Origin of the sequence: Paracoccus chinensis, assembly GCF_900102885.1 — a bacterium.
Lineage (GTDB): Bacteria > Pseudomonadota > Alphaproteobacteria > Rhodobacterales > Rhodobacteraceae > Paracoccus > Paracoccus chinensis.
Window position 1 is genome coordinate 26,619 of record NZ_FNGE01000011.1, and the last position, 17,578, is coordinate 44,196.

The 17,578-nt window shown below is 63.9% G+C and carries 19 protein-coding genes; 8 read left to right on the forward strand and 11 right to left on the reverse strand.

The genetic code is table 11. The annotated features are described in order from the left end of the window. The first annotated feature begins 73 nt into the window (after positions 1-73). From rph to hemW, 3 genes are read left to right on the forward strand one after another with little or no spacing between them, the layout of a single operon-like run. On the forward strand, positions 74-787 hold the full coding sequence (gene rph, locus BLQ03_RS12025; protein ID WP_090756430.1) for a ribonuclease PH: 714 nt from the start codon (positions 74-76) through the stop codon (positions 785-787). Further along, positions 784-1,389, forward strand: a complete 606-nt coding sequence (gene rdgB, locus BLQ03_RS12030) for an RdgB/HAM1 family non-canonical purine NTP pyrophosphatase (protein WP_090756432.1) — start codon at positions 784-786, stop codon at positions 1,387-1,389. The genes rph and rdgB overlap by 4 nt, the downstream gene beginning before the upstream one ends. Beyond that, on the forward strand, positions 1,389-2,552 hold the full coding sequence (gene hemW / locus BLQ03_RS12035) for a radical SAM family heme chaperone HemW (RefSeq protein WP_090756434.1): 1,164 nt from the start codon (positions 1,389-1,391) through the stop codon (positions 2,550-2,552). The genes rdgB and hemW overlap by 1 nt, the downstream gene beginning before the upstream one ends. 3 nt (positions 2,553-2,555) lie before the next feature. Here hemW and BLQ03_RS12040 read toward each other — a convergent pair whose 3' ends face one another. From BLQ03_RS12040 to hemJ, 7 genes are all read right to left on the reverse strand, one after another. After that, positions 2,556-3,443 (reverse strand): ParB/RepB/Spo0J family partition protein, encoded by an 888-nt coding sequence (locus BLQ03_RS12040; RefSeq protein ID WP_090756436.1) that lies wholly within the window; start codon positions 3,441-3,443, stop codon positions 2,556-2,558. Continuing rightward, complete coding sequence (locus BLQ03_RS12045) at positions 3,436-4,221, reverse strand: ParA family protein (RefSeq protein ID WP_090756602.1); 786 nt, start codon at positions 4,219-4,221, stop codon at positions 3,436-3,438. The genes BLQ03_RS12040 and BLQ03_RS12045 overlap by 8 nt, the downstream gene beginning before the upstream one ends. Next, positions 4,214-4,792, reverse strand: coding sequence for a 16S rRNA (guanine(527)-N(7))-methyltransferase RsmG (rsmG, locus tag BLQ03_RS12050; RefSeq protein ID WP_090756438.1), 579 nt, complete (start codon positions 4,790-4,792; stop codon positions 4,214-4,216). Before rsmG ends, BLQ03_RS12045 begins: the two co-directional genes overlap by 8 nt. Next, complete coding sequence (mnmG, locus tag BLQ03_RS12055; protein WP_175558858.1) at positions 4,789-6,657, reverse strand: tRNA uridine-5-carboxymethylaminomethyl(34) synthesis enzyme MnmG; 1,869 nt, start codon at positions 6,655-6,657, stop codon at positions 4,789-4,791. The genes rsmG and mnmG overlap by 4 nt, the downstream gene beginning before the upstream one ends. Beyond that, positions 6,658-7,908, reverse strand: a complete 1,251-nt coding sequence (gene mnmE / locus BLQ03_RS12060) for a tRNA uridine-5-carboxymethylaminomethyl(34) synthesis GTPase MnmE (RefSeq protein ID WP_090756440.1) — start codon at positions 7,906-7,908, stop codon at positions 6,658-6,660. 7 nt (positions 7,909-7,915) lie between these two features. Next, positions 7,916-9,187, reverse strand: coding sequence for a transcription termination factor Rho (gene rho / locus BLQ03_RS12065; protein WP_217629728.1), 1,272 nt, complete (start codon positions 9,185-9,187; stop codon positions 7,916-7,918). 120 nt (positions 9,188-9,307) lie between these two features. Then, positions 9,308-9,754, reverse strand: coding sequence for a protoporphyrinogen oxidase HemJ (hemJ, locus tag BLQ03_RS12070; protein ID WP_090756606.1), 447 nt, complete (start codon positions 9,752-9,754; stop codon positions 9,308-9,310). A 463-nt stretch (positions 9,755-10,217) separates the two neighbouring features. Between hemJ and BLQ03_RS12075 the strand changes: the two genes are divergently transcribed. The 4 genes from BLQ03_RS12075 to BLQ03_RS12090 are packed head-to-tail and all read left to right on the forward strand — an operon-like array spanning position 10,218 to position 13,331. After that, positions 10,218-11,093, forward strand: a complete 876-nt coding sequence (locus tag BLQ03_RS12075; protein ID WP_090756444.1) for a shikimate dehydrogenase — start codon at positions 10,218-10,220, stop codon at positions 11,091-11,093. Further along, positions 11,090-11,692, forward strand: a complete 603-nt coding sequence (coaE, locus tag BLQ03_RS12080; protein WP_090756446.1) for a dephospho-CoA kinase — start codon at positions 11,090-11,092, stop codon at positions 11,690-11,692. Before BLQ03_RS12075 ends, coaE begins: the two co-directional genes overlap by 4 nt. Further along, entirely contained in the window at positions 11,685-12,392 is a 708-nt protein-coding gene (gene dnaQ / locus BLQ03_RS12085) for a DNA polymerase III subunit epsilon (RefSeq protein WP_090756448.1), read from the forward strand. Before coaE ends, dnaQ begins: the two co-directional genes overlap by 8 nt. Before the next feature lie 27 nt (positions 12,393-12,419). Further along, positions 12,420-13,331, forward strand: a complete 912-nt coding sequence (locus BLQ03_RS12090) for a YihY/virulence factor BrkB family protein (RefSeq protein WP_090756450.1) — start codon at positions 12,420-12,422, stop codon at positions 13,329-13,331. Here BLQ03_RS12090 and BLQ03_RS12095 read toward each other — a convergent pair. Genes BLQ03_RS12095 through BLQ03_RS12105 form a run of 3 tightly spaced genes read right to left on the reverse strand, consistent with a single transcriptional unit; the run spans position 13,328 to position 15,851 of the window. Then, complete coding sequence (locus tag BLQ03_RS12095; protein WP_090756452.1) at positions 13,328-15,103, reverse strand: sensor histidine kinase; 1,776 nt, start codon at positions 15,101-15,103, stop codon at positions 13,328-13,330. The two genes, BLQ03_RS12090 and BLQ03_RS12095, sit on opposite strands and share 4 nt — an antisense overlap. Before the next feature lie 11 nt (positions 15,104-15,114). Further along, a complete protein-coding gene (locus BLQ03_RS12100) occupies positions 15,115-15,699 on the reverse strand; it encodes an RNA polymerase sigma factor (RefSeq protein ID WP_175558859.1) in 585 nt (194 codons plus the stop codon). Between the two features lie 5 nt (positions 15,700-15,704). Continuing rightward, positions 15,705-15,851 carry a NepR family anti-sigma factor gene (locus tag BLQ03_RS12105; RefSeq protein WP_090756456.1) on the reverse strand — a complete coding sequence of 49 codons (147 nt, stop codon included), beginning with the start codon at positions 15,849-15,851 and terminating at the stop codon, positions 15,705-15,707. Between the two features lie 91 nt (positions 15,852-15,942). Here BLQ03_RS12105 and BLQ03_RS12110 point away from each other — a divergent pair, with 91 nt between their 5' ends. Further along, positions 15,943-16,746, forward strand: coding sequence for a response regulator (locus tag BLQ03_RS12110; protein ID WP_090756458.1), 804 nt, complete (start codon positions 15,943-15,945; stop codon positions 16,744-16,746). A gap of 57 nt (positions 16,747-16,803) precedes the next feature. Here BLQ03_RS12110 and BLQ03_RS12115 read toward each other — a convergent pair whose 3' ends face one another. Next, positions 16,804-17,448 carry a carbonic anhydrase gene (locus BLQ03_RS12115; protein WP_090756460.1) on the reverse strand — a complete coding sequence of 215 codons (645 nt, stop codon included), beginning with the start codon at positions 17,446-17,448 and terminating at the stop codon, positions 16,804-16,806. Between the last annotated feature and the right edge of the window lie 130 nt (positions 17,449-17,578).

The following is a 17,578-nucleotide window of genomic DNA, read 5'->3' on the forward strand; positions in this document are numbered from 1 at the left end:
GGTGATCCGGACGGGGCCTGTAATTTGCGACGATCAAGGCGAAGGCCCATATCGGGCCGAGAAAGGACCACATATGCGACCCTCTGGCCGGAAGTTAGTCGAATTGCGCCCGATTTCAATTGAAACGGGGATCATGGCGCATGCCGAAGGATCGTGCCTGATCCGGATGGGGAACACGCATGTGCTGTGTTCGGCCTCGATCGAGGAAAAACCGCCATCCTTCCTGCGCGGAACGGGCCAGGGCTGGGTCACTGCGGAATACGGGATGCTGCCGCGCGCGACCCACAGCCGCAACCGGCGCGAGGCGGCAGCGGGCAAGCAGTCGGGCCGCACGCAGGAGATCCAGCGCCTGATCGGGCGGTCGCTGCGCGCGGGCGTGGATCGGCTGGCCTTGGGCGAGCGGCAGATCGTGATCGACTGCGACGTCATCCAGGCCGACGGGGGCACGCGCTGTGCTGCGATCACGGGCGGCTGGGTGGCGCTGCGGCTGGCAGTGAACAAGTTGCTTGCAGCGCGGCTGGTCACGAGCGACCCGATCCTGGACCATGTGGCTGCGGTCAGCTGCGGCATCTATGCGGGGCAGCCGGTGCTAGACCTTGATTATGCCGAGGACAGCGAGGCGGGCACGGACGGCAATTTCGTCATGACCGGTGCAGGCCGCCTAGTCGAGGTGCAGATGTCGGCGGAGGGCTCGGCCTTTTCGCGGGCCGAGATGGTGGCCCTGCTGGATCTGGCCGAGGCCGGTGTTGCCCAGTTGGTCGAAGCGCAGAAGGTGGCGGTGTCGTGAGGCGGTTCACCAAAGGAAAGCTGCTGGTCGCGACCCACAATGCCGGCAAGCTCGAGGAGATGCGGGCGCTGTTTTCCCCCCATGGCGTCGAGGTCGTGGGTGCGGCCGAGATGAGTCTGGATGAACCGGCCGAGACCGAGTCGAGCTTTCTGGGCAATGCGCGCATCAAGGCACGGGCGGCCATGAAGGCGACCGGGCTGCCGGTGCTGGCCGATGACAGCGGGATCACCGTGGATGGTCTGGACGGCGCTCCTGGCGTCTACACCGCGGACTGGGCGGAAACCGAAAACGGCCGCGACTTCATGCAGGCCATGACGCGGACATGGACGGAACTGGACGCGCGCGGAGTGCCCGAGCCCAGGACGGCGCAGTTCCGGGCCACGCTGCTGATGCTGTGGCCGGATGGACATGAAGAAATCTTCGAGGGCGTGGCTCCCGGGCGGCTGGTCTGGCCGCCGCGCGGGCAACTAGGTCATGGCTATGACCCGATGTTCGTGCCCGAGGGCGGCGACCGCACCTATGCGGAACTGACCGCCGAGGAAAAGAACGCGATCAGCCATCGGGCACAGGCCTTTGGCAAGCTGAAGGCGATCCTGGGCTAGTGTCGGACAGCGATCATCAGGACTGGCAGAACGGCGGTTTCGGGCTTTATGTCCATTGGCCGTTCTGTGCCTCGAAATGCCCCTATTGCGATTTCAATAGCCATGTCGTGGCTTCAATCGACCAGCGTGCTTGGCTGGAGGCATACCGGCTGGAAATCTTGCGGCTCGCGGCCGAGACAGGGCCTCGGGTGTTGCGCAGCATCTTCTTCGGTGGGGGAACGCCCTCGCTGATGGACCCCGAAGTGGTTGCCGGCGTGATCGAGGCTGCGCGCGCGGGGTGGAGCTTCTCCAACGATCTGGAGATCACGCTGGAAGCCAATCCAGGCAGCGTCGAGCGTGGGCGTTTTGCTGGCTATGCGCAGGCAGGTGTCAATCGTTTGTCCATGGGTGTGCAGGCGCTGAACGACGACGACTTGCGGCGTCTCGGACGCTTGCACAGCGTGGCCGAGGCGCGAGCGGCCTTCGACGTGGCCCGCGGCTGCTTTGGCCGTGTGAGCTTCGATCTCATCTATGCACGTCAAGGCCAGACGCGGGAAGGCTGGAGGACCGAGCTGCGCGAAGCCTTGGGAATGGCTGTGGACCACCTGTCGCTTTACCAGCTGACCATCGAGGACGGCACGGCCTTCGGCGCGCGCGCTGCAGCGGGCAGGTTGAAGGGCCTTCCCGACGATGATCTTGCGGCTGACATGTACCTGGATACGCAGGACCTGTGTTCCGCCCATGGCTTTCCTGCCTATGAGGTTTCAAACCACGCGCGGCCCGGTGCCGAAAGCCGGCACAATCTCGTCTATTGGCGGCAGGGCGACTGGGTCGGCATCGGGCCGGGCGCCCACGGGCGGCTGACGCTTGAGGGACACCGGTGGGCGACCGAGGCGCCCCGCGCACCGGGAGCCTGGCTGGAGGCGGTGCGGCGTGGGTCTGGTGAGTTGCCGCGTGTCGCTGTTCCGGTGGAGGAGCAGGCGACCGAATATCTGCTGATGTCGATGCGGCTGGCGGAAGGAATGGACATCGCACGCCACGAGCGGCTTTCAGGCGCACCCTTGCCCGAGGAAGCCGTGGCGGATCTGGTGGCAATTGGCTTGGTTGATCTGAGCCAAGGGCGGCTGCGCGCGACCGATGCAGGCCGCCCCGTGCTGAACGCGATCCTGCGGGCTTTGGCCTGAACCTTAAAGACCGGCGCCGAGAAGCTGGCAGAGGCGGTCCAGCTGCTCGAGATCATGGTATGTGATCGTCAAGCGCCCGCCGTCCTGACCAGCATGTTCGATCCTCACGCGCATCTTGAGATGAGCCGAGAGGTCCGATTCAAGGGCGCGCGTGTCAGCATCCTTTTCGGCACGAACACGGGCAACCGGTTCGGGCCGCTCGGTCCGTTGACGCGCCAGCGCCTCTGTCTCACGAACAGAAAGATTCCGGTCGATGACCTTGCGGGCCATGGCCACGGGGTCAGGCGCGGTGATCAGCGCCCGCGCATGGCCTGCGCTGATCTTGCCTTCGCGCACGAAGCCCTGAACCTGATCAGGCAGGTTCAGGAGGCGCAGCGAGTTGGAGATATGGCTGCGGCTCTTGTCGAGCGCTTCGGCCAATTTTTCCTGCGTGTGACCAAAGCGGTCCATTAGTTGCCGGAAGGATGCGGCTTCCTCGATCGGATTGAGGTTGGCGCGCTGGATATTCTCGATCAGCGCGACCTCGAGCACCTCGGTATCGCTGAGTTCGCGCACAAGGACTGGAAGTTCGTGCAACTGGGCAATCTGCGAGGCCCGCCAGCGGCGCTCTCCGGCGACGATCTGGTAAAGATCGGGTTCGGTTGGATGGGGACGCACGATAAGGGGCTGCAGGACGCCCCGGTTGCGGATGGAGGCTGCAAGCTCGGCCAGCGCCTCGGGCTCGAACTGGCGCCGGGGCTGGTCGGGGTTGGGAATGAGTTGCTCGACAGGAACGACAAGCGGAGCCCGGCCGGGGCTGGACGGTGCTGCGCTGGGGGCGAGTTCGACGTCGGCCATCAGTGCCGAAAGACCGCGGCCCAGACCGCCCTTGCGGGGTTTCAGATCAGCCATTTGCGGCCTTTCTCCTGTCGATGCCCTTGGCAAGAAGTTCCTGCGCCAGTGCACGGTAGGCGGCGCTGCCCTTGGAGGCTGGATCGTAATGGATCACCGGAAGGGCATAGGAGGGGGATTCGGACACGCGGACGTTGCGTGGCACCACGGTCTTGAACACCAGCGGACCCAGCGTCTTGCGCGCATCCGCCTCGACTTGCTGCGAAAGGTTGTTGCGGGAGTCCGCCATGGTCAGCAGGACACCTTCGATCCGCAACTGGGGATTGGCCGAGGCCCGCACCTCCCGGATCGTCAGCATGAGTTGGGACAGACCTTCAAGCGCATAGAATTCCGCTTGGAGAGGCACGATGACGCCATCTGCTGCCACCATCGCGTTCAGGGTCAGGAGACCAAGGGCGGGGGGGCAATCAATCAGCACCACGCCTTCTGCCGAGCTGAGTGCGTCGGCAAGCAACTGGGTACGGCGAGGACGGGAGGCGATGTCGAGCTCTGCCGAAGCGAGGTCGGCCGTTGCAGGGATAACCGCAAGATTCGGGAGGGCGGTTTCCCGCCGCGCCACATCCCAATCGCATTCGCCGATCAGAAAGTCATAGCTTGTCATGTCCCGGCTCTCGGCATCGATCCCGAGACCAGTCGAGGCGTTGCCCTGAGGGTCGAGGTCGATAATGGTGACCGGCAGCCCTTGTTCAGCTAGAGCCGCACCCAGATTGATGGCCGTGGTGGTCTTTCCAACCCCGCCCTTCTGGTTCGCAACGGCAATGATCAGGCGTTCAACCATGGTGAACATCGCGGATGGCAAGGATCGCAGAGGCTGGGTCAGTCATACTGGGGTGCACGACAACATCAAACCTCCAGGTCTCGCGGGCAGCCTCAAGTTCTGCCTGCCAGTTGCGTCCTTTCATGAGCCAAGCCGTCCCGTTCTGTGCAAGATGCCGGTGGAGGTATGGCATGAGGCGCACCAAGGGAGCAAGCGCACGAGCGCTAAGGTTCTCAGCTGCAGCGGGGGGAAAATCCTCAATGCGCGAAGCAACGGCAGTACATTTCTCAAGGGAGAGTTCGCGAATGGCAGCCTGCAGGAAGGCAACCTTGCGGCGGTCAGAATCGACCAGCCTGATCTCGCAATCACGATGGCAGATAGCCAGGACAAGCCCCGGCAAGCCACCGCCGCTTCCGATGTCCAGCCAGAGGCCAGTAGGTCTATCTACCAAATTGGCTAGTTGAACGCTGTCACGGATATGCCGCTCTTCCAGGTCGCTCAGAGTAGAAGGAGCAACAAGATTGATGACCGGATTCCATTTGCGGATCAGTGCGGCGAGTACTGCAAGATCTGCTTCACGTGAAGCACTCACGCCACGGCATCCTGTGCGTTACGCAAGGTTGCGATCAATAAAGTCAGGGCGGCCGGAGTCATGCCTTCGATTGTGGCAGCCTGGGCGAGAGTCGCAGGGCGAAGAGCAGAGAGCTTGATCTGAAGTTCGCGGGAAAGTCCTTTCACGTCGGAGTAGTCGAGTTCATCCGGAAGTGCCCAGTTTTCATGACGCCGAAGGTCGGCTGCGTCACGCTGCTGCCGATCCGTGAACTGTGCGTACAAGGCGTCATTTCGAACGAGATCCAGCATAGCTCGGTCGCTCGTCAACTCGGCAGGAAGAAAAGAAGAAGCCCTCTCCATCTCCAGATCGGCCTGACCCAGAAGATCGAATGCCGAACGCCGCCGTCCATCTTGCCTGACAGCAATGCCATTGGTCTCGAGTTGTCTTGGGGTGAAAATTAACTCTTCGGCTTTCTTCTTTAGCGATGTGAAGCGCTGCATCTTGTCGCTGAACCGGTGCGCTCGGTTTGGCCCCACGAGCCCCATCTCCATTCCCCATGGGGTAAGACGCCGGTCGGCATTGTCGATCCTCAGCGATAACCGGAACTCGGCACGTGAGGTGAACATGCGGTATGGCTCGGTGACCCCGCGGGTAATCAGGTCGTCGATCATGACGCCGATATAGCTTTCCGTCCGGCTAAAGATCGCGGGAGGGCGTCCTTGGGATGCAAGAGCTGCGTTCAGGCCTGCCACCAAGCCTTGTGCAGCCGCTTCCTCATAACCGGTAGTTCCGTTGATCTGGCCCGCAAGGTAGAGGCCCCTGACGTTCTTGGTCTCCAGAGTAGGGCGGAGTGCCCGCGGGTCAATATAGTCATACTCGACGGCATAACCCGGCTGGACGATCTTCGCCTCCTCCAAACCGCGGATAGAGCGAACATAGTCGTGCTGCACATCCAGCGGCATCGAGGTCGAGATCCCGTTAGGGTAGACAAGATCGCTGTCGATCCCTTCGGGTTCAAGAAAGATCTGGTGGGACTCCTTTTCCGAGAAACGCACCACCTTGTCCTCGATCGACGGACAATAGCGTGGCCCGACCCCGTTGATATGGCCTCCATACATTGCAGAACGGTCGAGATTACTACGGATGATCTCGTGCGTTTTCGTGTTGGTCTGTGTGATGGCACAAGAGACTTGGGGAGCCGTCAGTTCTTCGCTCATGAAGGACAGGAAGGTCGGTTCCTCATCGCCTGGCTGCTGAGGCAGGCTCTCCCAATCGATAGAGTTTCGCGCCAGCCGGGGAGGTGTTCCCGTCTTCAACCGCCCAAGAGGAAGTTCCAACGCGAGCAAGCTTGCAGAAAGAGTAGCTGCCTGATCATTCCCCCACCGCCCGGCAGAACGCACACTGTCTCCCACATGGATCAAGCCGTTCAGGAAGGTCCCGGCCGCAATGACTGCTGAGTCGCAGGCCACCTGCGAACCATCTGCAAGAAGAACCCCCCGGATCTGGTGATCCTCGATTACAAGAGAACAAACCTCTCCCAGCAGGATCTCAATGCCCTCAAGCTGGGAAAGGCTTGCCCCTGCAGCAGCACGATACAAAGTCCGGTCAGCTTGCGTACGGGGACCTTGAACTGCCGGTCCCTTGCGGCGATTGAGCAGCCGAAATTGGATGCCTGCCGCATCCGCAAGCCGGCCCATTACGCCATCAAGTGCATCAACTTCACGGACGAGATGGCCCTTTCCAAGACCTCCGATGGCCGGATTGCAGGACATCGTTCCGGCATCGTCCAATCGCATGGTAACCAGTGCAACACTGATTCCCATCCGCGCGGCAGCTGCCGCAGCTTCCAGACCAGCGTGACCTGCGCCTACGACCAGTACATCATAATGTTTCACGTGAAGCACCTACTTGCCGATGCAGAAGCGGGAGAAGATCTCGTCAAGGTAATCATCGGGTGCGATGCGTCCAACCACCTCGCCCAGTCGATAGGATGCTGAGCGGACTGCCTCCGCCAGCAGTTCTGCAGGCTGATCCGGGCCCACGTCCAGCACCGCCGCAGCGTCCTCAAGTGCCTGAGCCTGTCGCTGGCGGGTCACCAGGCCCGCCCCGGCAACTTGTCCGGCCAAACGGCTCCTGATCTCGTCCAACATTTCCCGGACGCCCGCGCCAGTCGCTGCGGAAATCCCTGCGCCGCCCAAGTCAGCCTTGGTCTGTAGGACGAGGTCCCCGTCTCGATATAGATCAGGCACGGGCTTTCCTTCTTCGGAAAGATGGACCCTGATATCAGCCGCACTTGCCCGTGCCAGTGCGCGCTCGACACCCATGCCTTCCACCATGTCCAACGTTTCGCGCAAGCCCGCCGTATCCAGGAAGGTGACGGCCAAGCCCCCAAGTTCCGTGTGGAGTTCGATCACATCCCGCGTAGTTCCGGCGACCTCGCTCACCAAAGCCAACTCACGCTGCGCGATGCGATTCAGCAGCGAGGATTTGCCCGCATTCGGCGGTCCCACGATCGCCACCTCGAAACCCGCGCGCAGCCGCTCGGCAGCAGGATAGCCGGCGATTGCAACCTTTATGTCCCGCCGCACTTGGGCAAGCAGTTCGAACACCTCCGCAGGCACCTCTTCAGGAACCTCCTCGTCGGCAAAGTCCAGCGAAGCTTCAATCAGCGCACCCGCCCGGATCAAGTGATCCCGCAGCATCCCCGTCCAGCGTACCAGATCGCCAGAAACGATCTTCATCGCCTGCTGCCGCTGTGCTTCGCTCTCGGCCGACAACAAATCGGACAGCGCTTCGACCTCGCTGAGCGCCAGACTGCCATTCAGCAGAGCGCGCCGCGTGAACTCGCCTGCCTCGGCAAGGCGGGCTCCTCGACTCCGCAAAGCCGCCTCAAGTCGTCGAACGATGACAGGAGCACCATGAAGGTGAAATTCGACCACCGGCTCCCCGGTGAAACTGGCACCCTCATCGAATCGGATCACCAAGCCACTGTCGATCAACTCGCTGTCCTTCAGCAAGCGCAGCTCGGCCCGGCGCGCCTCTGGCAAAGGCCCGGCAATCGCCTCGCCAATGCCATGCGCCTCTGGCCCGCTCAGGCGGACAACAGAGATCCCTCCTCGCCCAAGGGGCGTCGCTTCGGCATAGATCGTATCCATCCCATGCTCAGGCGTTCATCGATTCGAAGAAGTCGGCGTTCGTCTTGGTCTGCTTCAGCTTGGAAATCAGGAACTCGATGGCGTCCGTCGTGCCCATCGGGTTCAGGATGCGCCGCAGCAGATAGGTCTTCTGCAGGTCTTTCTGATCCACCAGCAGCTCCTCTTTCCGCGTCCCGGACTTGAGAATGTCCATGGCCGGGAAGACACGCTTGTCGGCAACCTTCCGGTCCAGAACGATCTCGCTGTTACCGGTCCCCTTGAATTCCTCGAAGATCACCTCATCCATCCGCGATCCGGTGTCGATCAGCGCCGTGGCGATGATCGTCAGCGAACCGCCTTCTTCGATGTTCCGCGCCGCACCGAAGAACCGCTTCGGCCGCTGCAGCGCATTCGCGTCCACACCACCCGTCAGCACCTTGCCAGACGAGGGCACCACCGTGTTGAAGGCGCGTCCGAGGCGCGTGATCGAATCGAGCAGGATCACCACGTCGCGCTTGTGCTCGACCAGCCGCTTGGCTTTCTCGATCACCATCTCGCTGACAGCCACGTGCCGGGTCGCCGGTTCGTCGAAGGTCGAGGAAATCACCTCGCCCTTCACGGAACGCTGCATGTCGGTCACTTCCTCGGGCCGCTCGTCGATCAGCAGCACGATCAGATAGCACTCAGGATGGTTCTTCTCGATCGAGTGAGCGATGTTCTGCAGCAATACCGTCTTGCCGGTGCGCGGCGGCGCCACGATCAGCGAGCGCTGCCCTTTCCCGATCGGCGCCACCAGATCGATGATCCGGGCGGAACGATCCTTCAGGGTGGGATCGTCCAGTTCCATCTTCAGCCGCTCATTGGGATAAAGCGGGGTCAGGTTGTCAAATGCCACCTTGTGGCGCGCCTTTTCCGGGTTCTCGAAGTTGATCTTCTCGACCTTGGTCAGCGCGAAGTAGCGCTCGTTCTCGCCCGGCGCGCGGATCACGCCTTCGACCGTGTCGCCGGTCCGCAGGCTGTGCTGGCGGATCATGTCGGGGCTGACATAGATGTCGTCGGGGCCGGGCAGGTAGTTCGCCTCGGGCGAGCGCAGGAAGCCAAAGCCGTCCTGGACGACCTCCAGCACGCCGTCGCCACCGATCTCGAAGCCTTCTTCGGCATGCTCCTTCAGCAGCGAGAACATCATCTCGCCCTTGCGCATGGTTGAGGCGTTCTCGATCTCCCATTCCTCGGCGATCGACAGCAGGTCGGCGGGGCTCTTGGCCTTCAGGTCGGCCAGGTTGAGACGTTCTTCGGTCATCATGTCACCATGCGCCGGACCTGCCCGTTTGGGCGCTGCGGCAGTTCTCATGTCGGAAAGATTCGCCCCGGACGGGACGCGCCGAGTCACTTAGGGTGGAAGCGCCCCTGAGTCAAACCTTCAGAACTTCACGATCACCGACAGCACGATCACGACCATCAGCACGGTCGGAACCTCATTCATCATCCGGTAGCGCCGACCGGTCGATCCTTCGCCACGTGCGAGTTTTTTCCGCTCGATCATCAGCCAGTGATGAAACACCGTCATGGTGATCACCGCTGCCGCCTTGGTCCAGGGCCAGACCATCGTCCAGTCGACGATGCCGGGCGTGAAGACCAGCGCCAGTCCCGCGATCCAGGTTGCGATCGAGGCGGGCCCCATGATCACGCGCAGCAGCTTGTACTCCATGATCTGCAGGCTGTCGCGCGGCTCGCCCGCCGCGGTGCCGCGCTCGGCATGATAGACGAACAGCCTCGGCAGGTAGAACAGCCCCGCCATCCACGAGATCACCGCCATGACGTGGAACGCCTTGGTCCACGGGTAAACGCTTGCAAGCCAATCGGTGATCATCAGACCTCTCTTCACTGCCTTATCTTTAAAAAAGGAAAGAGAAGAAGGGTAGATGGAGTCGTAGGGCCTGTGGACATCGGAAGACTGCTGAGTCGCCCGATTCAATCCCCGAGAATCTTCCTGTGGGAAAACCCTGTGGAGCGGCAACGGCGACTCACATGAAAAAGAAACAAGATCAATATTTTGAACCCCAAGATCGACTTGTGGATAACTCTGTTAATCCACAGGCAGTGGATTGATCGGGGATAGTTGTCTTCCTGTGGACAGAGATGAGGTGTTCTCTCTTTGTCTCAGGCATCCATCCCCAGCCCTCATGCGTCCTGAACTTGTCCCCGCAGCCCACCCCCTGCCTGCCTTGCATTTTGCCGGGCAGTTATCCACAGGCTGCGCTTCCGATGCTGCGCTTTCCCTCAAATCCGCTGCGCGCTAGACAAAGGGAACTTGGCGGCGAGGGTGCGGAATGGACGACAGCGCAGCGTCGAAAGTGGTGGAAGGGCGAACCAGACCGGGGGCGCAGGTACCCCTTGCCGGGGTGATGGGCTGGCCGGTGGCGCATTCGCGCTCGCCCGTGCTGCACGGGCACTGGCTTCAACGCCACGGCGTGGCAGGTCACTATGTTCCCCTGGCCGTCCGGCCCGAGCATCTGGCCCAGGTGCTGCATGCTCTGCCTCGCGCGGGCTTCGTCGGCGTCAACGTGACGATCCCCCACAAGGAGGCGGTCCTGGCGCTTGCGGACGTCGTGACCGATCGCGCGGCGCTGATCGGGGCGGCCAACACCCTGACCTTCCGCCCTGACGGCACGATCCATGCCGACAATACCGACGGCCATGGCTTCATCGCCAACCTGATGCAGCAGGCACCCGGCTGGCGCCCCGCCTCTGGCCCGGCGGCGGTGATCGGTGCGGGGGGCGCTGCGCGCGCCGTCGTTGCGGCGCTGCTGGACTCCGGCGTGCCGGAACTTCGCATCGCCAACCGCACCCGGGCTCGCGCCGAACGGATCCGCGAGGATTTCGGCGCCCGCGTTATCGTCCATGACTGGTCGCAGCTCGACGAGATGCTGGAAGGCGCCACCACGGTCGTCAATTCGACGTCGATGGGGATGAAGGGCGGACCACCGCTGGACCTGTCCCTGGATGCTCTGTCGCCCGGGGCACTGGTGACCGACCTGGTCTATACCCCGCTCGACACCGATTTCCTGCGCGCTGCGCGGGCGCGCGGCTGCGCCACGGTGGACGGTCTCGGCATGCTGCTCCACCAGGCCGCACCGGGGTTCGAGCGCTGGTTCGGCCTCCGCCCCGAAGTCGATGAGGCCTTGCGCGCGGCGGTGCTGGGATGAGCTTCAAGCTCGGCCTGACCGGGGGCATCGGCATGGGCAAGACCACGACGGCTGCGATGTTCGCGCGCCGGGGCGTCCCGGTCTGGGATGCCGACGCCGCCGTCCACAGGCTTTATGCCAAGGGCGGCGCTGCCGTCGCACCGGTGGCGGCGCTTTTCCCCTCGGCCTTGGGCCCCGAGGGCATTGATCGCGGCGTGCTGAAGCGCCTGCTGGCCGAGGCTCCCGGCCGGCTGGGCCAGCTTGAGGCCGTTGTCCACCCGCTGGTCGCCGCCGACCGCGCCGCCTTTCTTGCAGATCACGCCGAGGCACCCGTGGTCCTGCTCGACATCCCGCTTCTGTTCGAAACGGGAGCCGACGCCTATATGGACGGCATTGCCGTCGTGTCCGCCCCGCCCGAAATCCAGCATGCCCGCGTCCTCGCCCGTCCCGGCATGGACGAAGGCACCCTGTCCCTGATCCTGTCGCGCCAGACCAGCGACGCCGACCGCCGCGCCCGCGCGACATGGATCATCCCCACCGCCACCTTGGCCGAGGCGGAAGCCGCCGTGGACGCCATCCTGGCCGAGATCGCCGAGCGAAAGACCAAGACCCATGCGTGAGATCGTCCTCGACACCGAAACCACCGGCTTCGACCCCGACACCGGCGACCGCATCGTCGAGATCGGCGCGGTCGAGTTGATGAACCACCTGCCCACGGGCCGGCACTTCCACGTCTACATCAATCCTGAACGCGACATGCCGGCCGATGCCTTTGCGGTCCACGGGCTTTCGACCGAGTTCCTGTCCGACAAGCCGCGCTTTGCCGAGATCGCGTCGGACTTCATCGACTTCATCGGCGACGCCCGCCTGGTCATCCACAATGCCGCCTTCGACATGAAGTTCCTGAATGCCGAACTGCGGCGCGTGGGTCACCCGACGATGCCCATGTCGCGCGCGCTCGACACGGTGGCGATGGCGCGCCAGAAGTTTCCGGGCGCGCCCGTGTCGCTGGATGCGCTGTGCCGGCGCTGGGGGATCGACAACTCGAACCGGACGCTGCACGGCGCACTTCTCGACAGCGAGCTTCTGGCCGAGGTCTACCTGGAGCTTATCGGCGGCCGTCAGCCCGACCTCGTGCTGGTGGCCGAGCCTGTGCGCACCGCCGAAGGCCCCGCCGCCGCCACCCAGCACCGTCCGCGTTCGGCCCGGCCTGCGCCGCTGCCGCCCCGGATCACCGCCGCCGAGCGCGAGGCCCATGCCACCTTCGTCGCCCGCATGGGCGCAAAGGCCCTGTGGCAACGCCATGTCCCGGCGAGTTGACGGGCACAGCGTGCCGGGGCGCCCCGCATGATCAACTACCTGCGCGAGTCCTGGGGCTTTGTCGCCGCCATTTTCGAGCGGATGGACAAGATCCACATGGGTCTGATCGCCGCGGGGGTGGCCTTCTATGCCATGTTCGCGGTCTTTCCCGGCCTTGCCGCCCTGATCGCCTTGTGGGGTCTGTGGTTCGACCCGGCGATCATTCAGGAATACGACCGTTACGTCGATGAATTCGTGCCCGGTCAGGCCGCCGAGATCCTTCATGCCCAGATCGACGCCCTGACCTCGGGCGGGCGGACGCAACTGGGCTGGGCCTCGGCCATTTCCTTCGTGATCGCCACGGTCGCGGCACGCGCGGGGGTGGATGCGCTGGTGCGGGGGCTGAACGCGGCCTATGGCGTGCGCTCGCATTCGACCATCGTGGGCTTCGTTCTGGCCTATGCGCTGACGCTGGCTATCGTGGGCGTGGTGATCCTGGGACTTGCCACCATCGTCATCGTGCCCTTGGCCTTCAACTTCATGGACCCCGGGCCGCTGCGCAGCTGGCTGATCGGCGTCGTGCCCTGGGCCGCGATGTTCTTCATCGTGATTATCGGGATCGGCATCCTGTACCGCTATGGCCCGAACGTGAAGACCCCGCGCACCCGGCTTTTCACTTGGGGCGCGCTGTTCGCGGCCCTGGCCTGGGCGGCGGCCTCGGTGGCGTTTTCCCTCTATCTGGCGCGCTTCGACAGCTACAACCGCATCTACGGCTCGATCGGAGCGGTCGTGGCGTTGCTGATGTGGTTCTACCTGGCGGGATTTTCGGTGATGATGGGCGCGCTCATCAATGTCGAACTGGATCGACACAAGCGGCTGGTGCAGGCGCGCAAGGCGCGCGCGCTGGCGCGCAAGATGACCGAGGAGCGCAAGAAGGCGGCATCCGAGCACGCAGCCTAGTGCCGCGAGCCCTCGCGCGCGGCCGAGGTCAGCACCACCCGCCGGGGTTCCGGCTCGCGCAGGTTATGGCGCGTGTCGGGGCGGAAGCGCAGGTGCAGGCGGAAGATGTTGCCTTCGGTCGTGACCTCGGTGTCGGTATCAAGCTGCATGGCGAAGGCCTCGATCAACTGGCTGCCGAGGCCGGTTCCTTCCAGTTCGTTGAGCGGCCTGCCAAGCGAGTTCTCGATCGTCATCACCGCACAGCCGTCCTCGTCGCGGTGCAGTTGCACCCGGACCCAGGCCCGCTCGGCCCCCGGCGGCTTTCCGGCATATTTCAGTGCGTTAGTGAAAGCCTCGGTGGTCAGCAGCGTCAGCGGCACCGCTTGATCGGGCAGGAGCACCAGCGGTTCCAACTGCGTGTCGATCTGGATGGACTGGTCGTTCACGACCGAGGCCGTGGACATCTGGCCGATGATGTCGCGGATCAGCCGGTCGGCCTCGACCGATTCCAGATGCTCGGCCTGGTAGAGGTTCTTGTAGATCGTCGCGAGCGAAGCCACCCGGTCCTGCACAGACCGCAGCACCCGCTTGGCGTCGGTGTCGTCGATCACCCGGCTCTGCATGTTGATGATCGAGGCGATCAGCTGCAGGTTGTTCTTGACCCGGTGGTGGACCTCTTTCAGCAGGACGGTCTTTTCGGCCACGGCTTCTTCCAGCGCGGCCTCGTCGCGAATGACGATGCGCGCCATGTTGTGAAAGGTTTCGCTGACATCCCGGATCTCGCCCGGTGCGCTTTCCAGGATCGGCGGCGGGGCGTCGCGGTTCCCAAGCGCGAAACGCCGCATCTGCCCGCGCAACTCGCGCACATGGCGCAGCACCAGGCGGTAGACGGCGAAATAGGCCACCGCCAGCGACACGATCCAGAGCGCCACGGGAAACAGCACCGCGGCATAACGCGACACGTTCAGCCCGGCGATGCCGGTCAGCTGCGGGCTCCAGCTGCCCATGGCATAGACAAGGTCGGGGACGACGGCGACCACGGAAAAGACCCGCTGCTCGCCCGAGTTCGAGGTGGCGCGAAAGGTGGTGTCGGTCAGGGGGATCAGCGCATCCAGCGTCACGCCCTGCGGAAGGATCGACGCCGGATCGCTGCCGTTGCCGAAATCCCCGACCAGTGCCTGGCCCGCGCTGTTGAAGGTGACGATCCGCGCGCCATCGGTCCAGTAGGCGGTGGCATGGGTGGACAGCAACAGGTCATGAGACAGCGACACCGCCACATAGCCCAGCAGTTCCTGGTCGCGGTAAAGCGGCTGCGAGACGATGACCACCGACTGCTGCGACACGGCACCCGACAGGCTGGCCGTGATCAGCGTCCCGGGGTTCTGCATGAAGGCTTGGTAATGCGGCGAGGCGCTCAGATCGACCACCCGATCGCCGGACGAGCAGATGTTGCGGCCCGCGATATTGGTGAAGCCGGCATAAACAAAGGTGGCGCTGCGCTGGACGAAGTCGCGCATCATCTCGGAACAGGCGGCCTGATCGCCCAGCAGCGCCAGCACCGAACTGCCCAGGGCATCCGCGGTTCCGATGGCCCCCTGCAGCAGCGCCCGTTCGCCCGCCGCGGCGGCCGCGGTCCGTCCCTGGATCGCGATCTCGGACGAGCGTTCCGCTTCGCGCGACAGGTGCATGGTCTGCAGGATCGAGATCATGCCGATGGGCAAGATCGCAATGCTGAGCAGCATCCCCAGCCGGAACCCGAGTGTCCGGGTGAAGGACGCACCTGTTCCCAGCATCCCGCTCCCCTTCAGCGGGAAACGGGCTGGTTCACCGCCATGACGGCCAGCGTTGCGCGATCGGTCATGTCCAGTTCCTCGCCTTCGGCCATCTGCAGCAGCTCGGCCAGACGGCGCCGGCCGCGATTGGCCCGCGACTTGACGGTGCCGACGGCCACGCCCGTCATGCTGGCGGCCTCTTCATAGGAAAAGCCCGAGCCGCCCACAAGGATCAGCGCCTCGCGCTGCTCGTCCGGCAGTTGCTCGAAGGCGACCTTGAAGTCGTTCATCGCCAGCCGCCCGTCATGTTCGGGGCGGGTGGCCTGGCGGGCGGCATGGATACCGTCGGTATCGCTGACCTCGCGCCGTGTCTTGCGGCGCGCGGAATAGAAGGTATTGCGCAGGATCGTGAACAGCCAGGCGCGCAGGTTGGTGCCGGCCTGAAACTTCTCGATGTTGGTCCATGCCTTGACGATCGTGTCCTGCACGAGGTCGTCGGCCGACGCGCTTTCGCGGGTCAGCGACAGGGCAAAGGCCCTGAGCGCGGGAAGGTGATCCACCAGCTCGTTGCGGGGATCGGGACCGGACTGGGCCTTGCTGTCGGCCGCTTTTGCCATCCGCATCACTCCTGCTCGCGCAGGCGCTCGAGAAGGGTCAGAAAGCGATCAGGCACTTCCTGTTGCGTTTCCTGTTCATAGACGCGCCGCAGATTCTCATCGATCTGCTTTTCAAGGGCGGCGCGTTTTCGTTCTTCCCGCCTCGTGTTCATGTATTTGTTGGTCCCGGAAATCTTGTGCGCACGTTGCCTAACCGCTACAGGACGTCAAGGTTCCCGATGGGGATAAATTTGAGGTTTCGCCATGTCCGCTGCTGATCTTGCCCAATCCATCGGCCGCGAGCTGCCCTATCTGCGCCGCTATGCGCGTGCCCTGACCGGCAGCCAGACGGCGGGGGACAACTATGCCGCCGCCACGCTCGAGGCGATTCTCAGCGACCGCAGCCTGATGAACGGCGACGACACCCGCATCGGCCTGTTCCGCACCTTCCATGCCATCTGGCAAAGCTCGGGTCAGCCGGTGGCCAGCGACGACCAGACCTCGCGCGAGGCTGTTGCCCAGTCGCACCTGCGCGGGCTGACCGCGAACTCGCGCGAGGCGCTGCTGCTGCGCACGATCGAGGAGCTGCGCTACGACCAGATCGCCCAGATCATGCAGATCGACCAGGAAGAGGCCGAGGAGCTGGTCCAGATCGCCCTGAACGAGATGGGCCGGGCGATCCGGGGCCGGGTGATGATCATCGAGGACGAGACGATCATCGCCATGGACCTCAAGGGCATCGTGCAGGCGATGGGCCACGAGGTGACGGGCGTTGCCCGCACCCACACGGCCGCCGTCGAACTGGCCGGCAACCGCCGCCCCGACCTGATCCTGGCCGACATCCAGCTGGCCGACGGCTCGTCGGGCATCGACGCGGTGAACGAGCTTCTGGGCTCGCTCGGCGACATCCCGGTGATCTTCATCACCGCCTTCCCGGAACGGCTGCTGACCGGCGACCGCCCCGAGCCGGCCTTCCTGATCTCCAAGCCCTATTCGGAAGAGCAGGTCCGTTCGGCCGTGTCGCAGGCGATGTTCTTCGCCTCGACCGAGGGCCTGGGCGCGGCCTGACGCCTTCCGGCGAGGTGGAAATGAAAGGGCGCCCCGAGGGGCGCCGTTTTTCGTTTGTCAGACCGGGACGAAGCGGTCGTCCTCGGCCAGCATCATCAGCTCGCCGTCGCGGATGTCGTGCCAGAGCCCGTGCAGGGACAGCTCGCCCGCCTCGACGGCGCTGGCCACGAAGGGGAAGGTCATCAGGTTGTCCAGCGACACGCGGACGGCCATCTTTTCCAGCGCCTGGACCTGTTCCTCGGGGGGCAGGCCCGTCACGCGCTCGTAGCCCGGGCGCAGGATGTCCATCCAGCGGCCGACGAAGCTGGTGGCGTCCTCAAGCTCGGGTGCCTGTCCCGAGCACATGGCGTGGCAGCCCGCCACGCCGCCGCAGCGGCTGTGGCCCATGACGATCAGATGCGCCACCCGCAGGCTGCGGACCGCATATTCCACCGCGGCCGAGGTGCCGTGCTGCTCGCCGTCGGGGGCATAGGGCGGCACGAGGTTGGCGATGTTGCGGTGGATGAAGAACTCGCCGCTGTCGGCCCCGAAGATCGAGGTGACATGCACGCGCGAGTCGCAGCACGAGATCACCATCGCGCGCGGCCTCTGCCCGTCGTCGGCCAGTCGTCGGTACCAGACATGGTTTTCCTCGAAAGAGGTGGCGCGCCAGCCATGATAGCGCTGGACGAGATAGTTGGGCAGCGGACGTGTGACGGTCATGAGGGCCTCGGCTCGGATCTCGGCCCACTGGATAGTCTCCCGATCCCTAAACTTCGAGCGTTTTCTGCGGGATCGCTCAAGGATTTCTTAGGCGCGTCCCTGCAATCTGCGCCCAACGTGTGGGGACACG

Bases quoted from the DNA above. Each gene is read 5' to 3' on its own strand.
- BLQ03_RS12110 (WP_090756458.1), top strand. From the start codon at position 15,943: ATGTCCGCTGCTGATCTTGCCCAATCCATCGGCCGCGAGCTGCCCTAT.
- dnaQ (WP_090756448.1), top strand. From the start codon at position 11,685: ATGCGTGAGATCGTCCTCGACACCGAAACCACCGGCTTCGACCCCGAC.
- BLQ03_RS12100 (WP_175558859.1), bottom strand. From the start codon at position 15,699: ATGGCAAAAGCGGCCGACAGCAAGGCCCAGTCCGGTCCCGATCCCCGC.
- BLQ03_RS12045 (WP_090756602.1), bottom strand. From the start codon at position 4,221: ATGGTTGAACGCCTGATCATTGCCGTTGCGAACCAGAAGGGCGGGGTT.
- BLQ03_RS12075 (WP_090756444.1), top strand. From the start codon at position 10,218: ATGGACGACAGCGCAGCGTCGAAAGTGGTGGAAGGGCGAACCAGACCG.
- BLQ03_RS12115 (WP_090756460.1), bottom strand. From the start codon at position 17,448: ATGACCGTCACACGTCCGCTGCCCAACTATCTCGTCCAGCGCTATCAT.
- BLQ03_RS12105 (WP_090756456.1), bottom strand. From the start codon at position 15,851: ATGAACACGAGGCGGGAAGAACGAAAACGCGCCGCCCTTGAAAAGCAG.
- BLQ03_RS12095 (WP_090756452.1), bottom strand. From the start codon at position 15,103: ATGCTGGGAACAGGTGCGTCCTTCACCCGGACACTCGGGTTCCGGCTG.
- rho (WP_217629728.1), bottom strand. From the start codon at position 9,187: ATGACCGAAGAACGTCTCAACCTGGCCGACCTGAAGGCCAAGAGCCCC.
- coaE (WP_090756446.1), top strand. From the start codon at position 11,090: ATGAGCTTCAAGCTCGGCCTGACCGGGGGCATCGGCATGGGCAAGACC.
- mnmE (WP_090756440.1), bottom strand. From the start codon at position 7,908: ATGGATACGATCTATGCCGAAGCGACGCCCCTTGGGCGAGGAGGGATC.
- rph (WP_090756430.1), top strand. From the start codon at position 74: ATGCGACCCTCTGGCCGGAAGTTAGTCGAATTGCGCCCGATTTCAATT.
- BLQ03_RS12090 (WP_090756450.1), top strand. From the start codon at position 12,420: ATGATCAACTACCTGCGCGAGTCCTGGGGCTTTGTCGCCGCCATTTTC.
- BLQ03_RS12040 (WP_090756436.1), bottom strand. From the start codon at position 3,443: ATGGCTGATCTGAAACCCCGCAAGGGCGGTCTGGGCCGCGGTCTTTCG.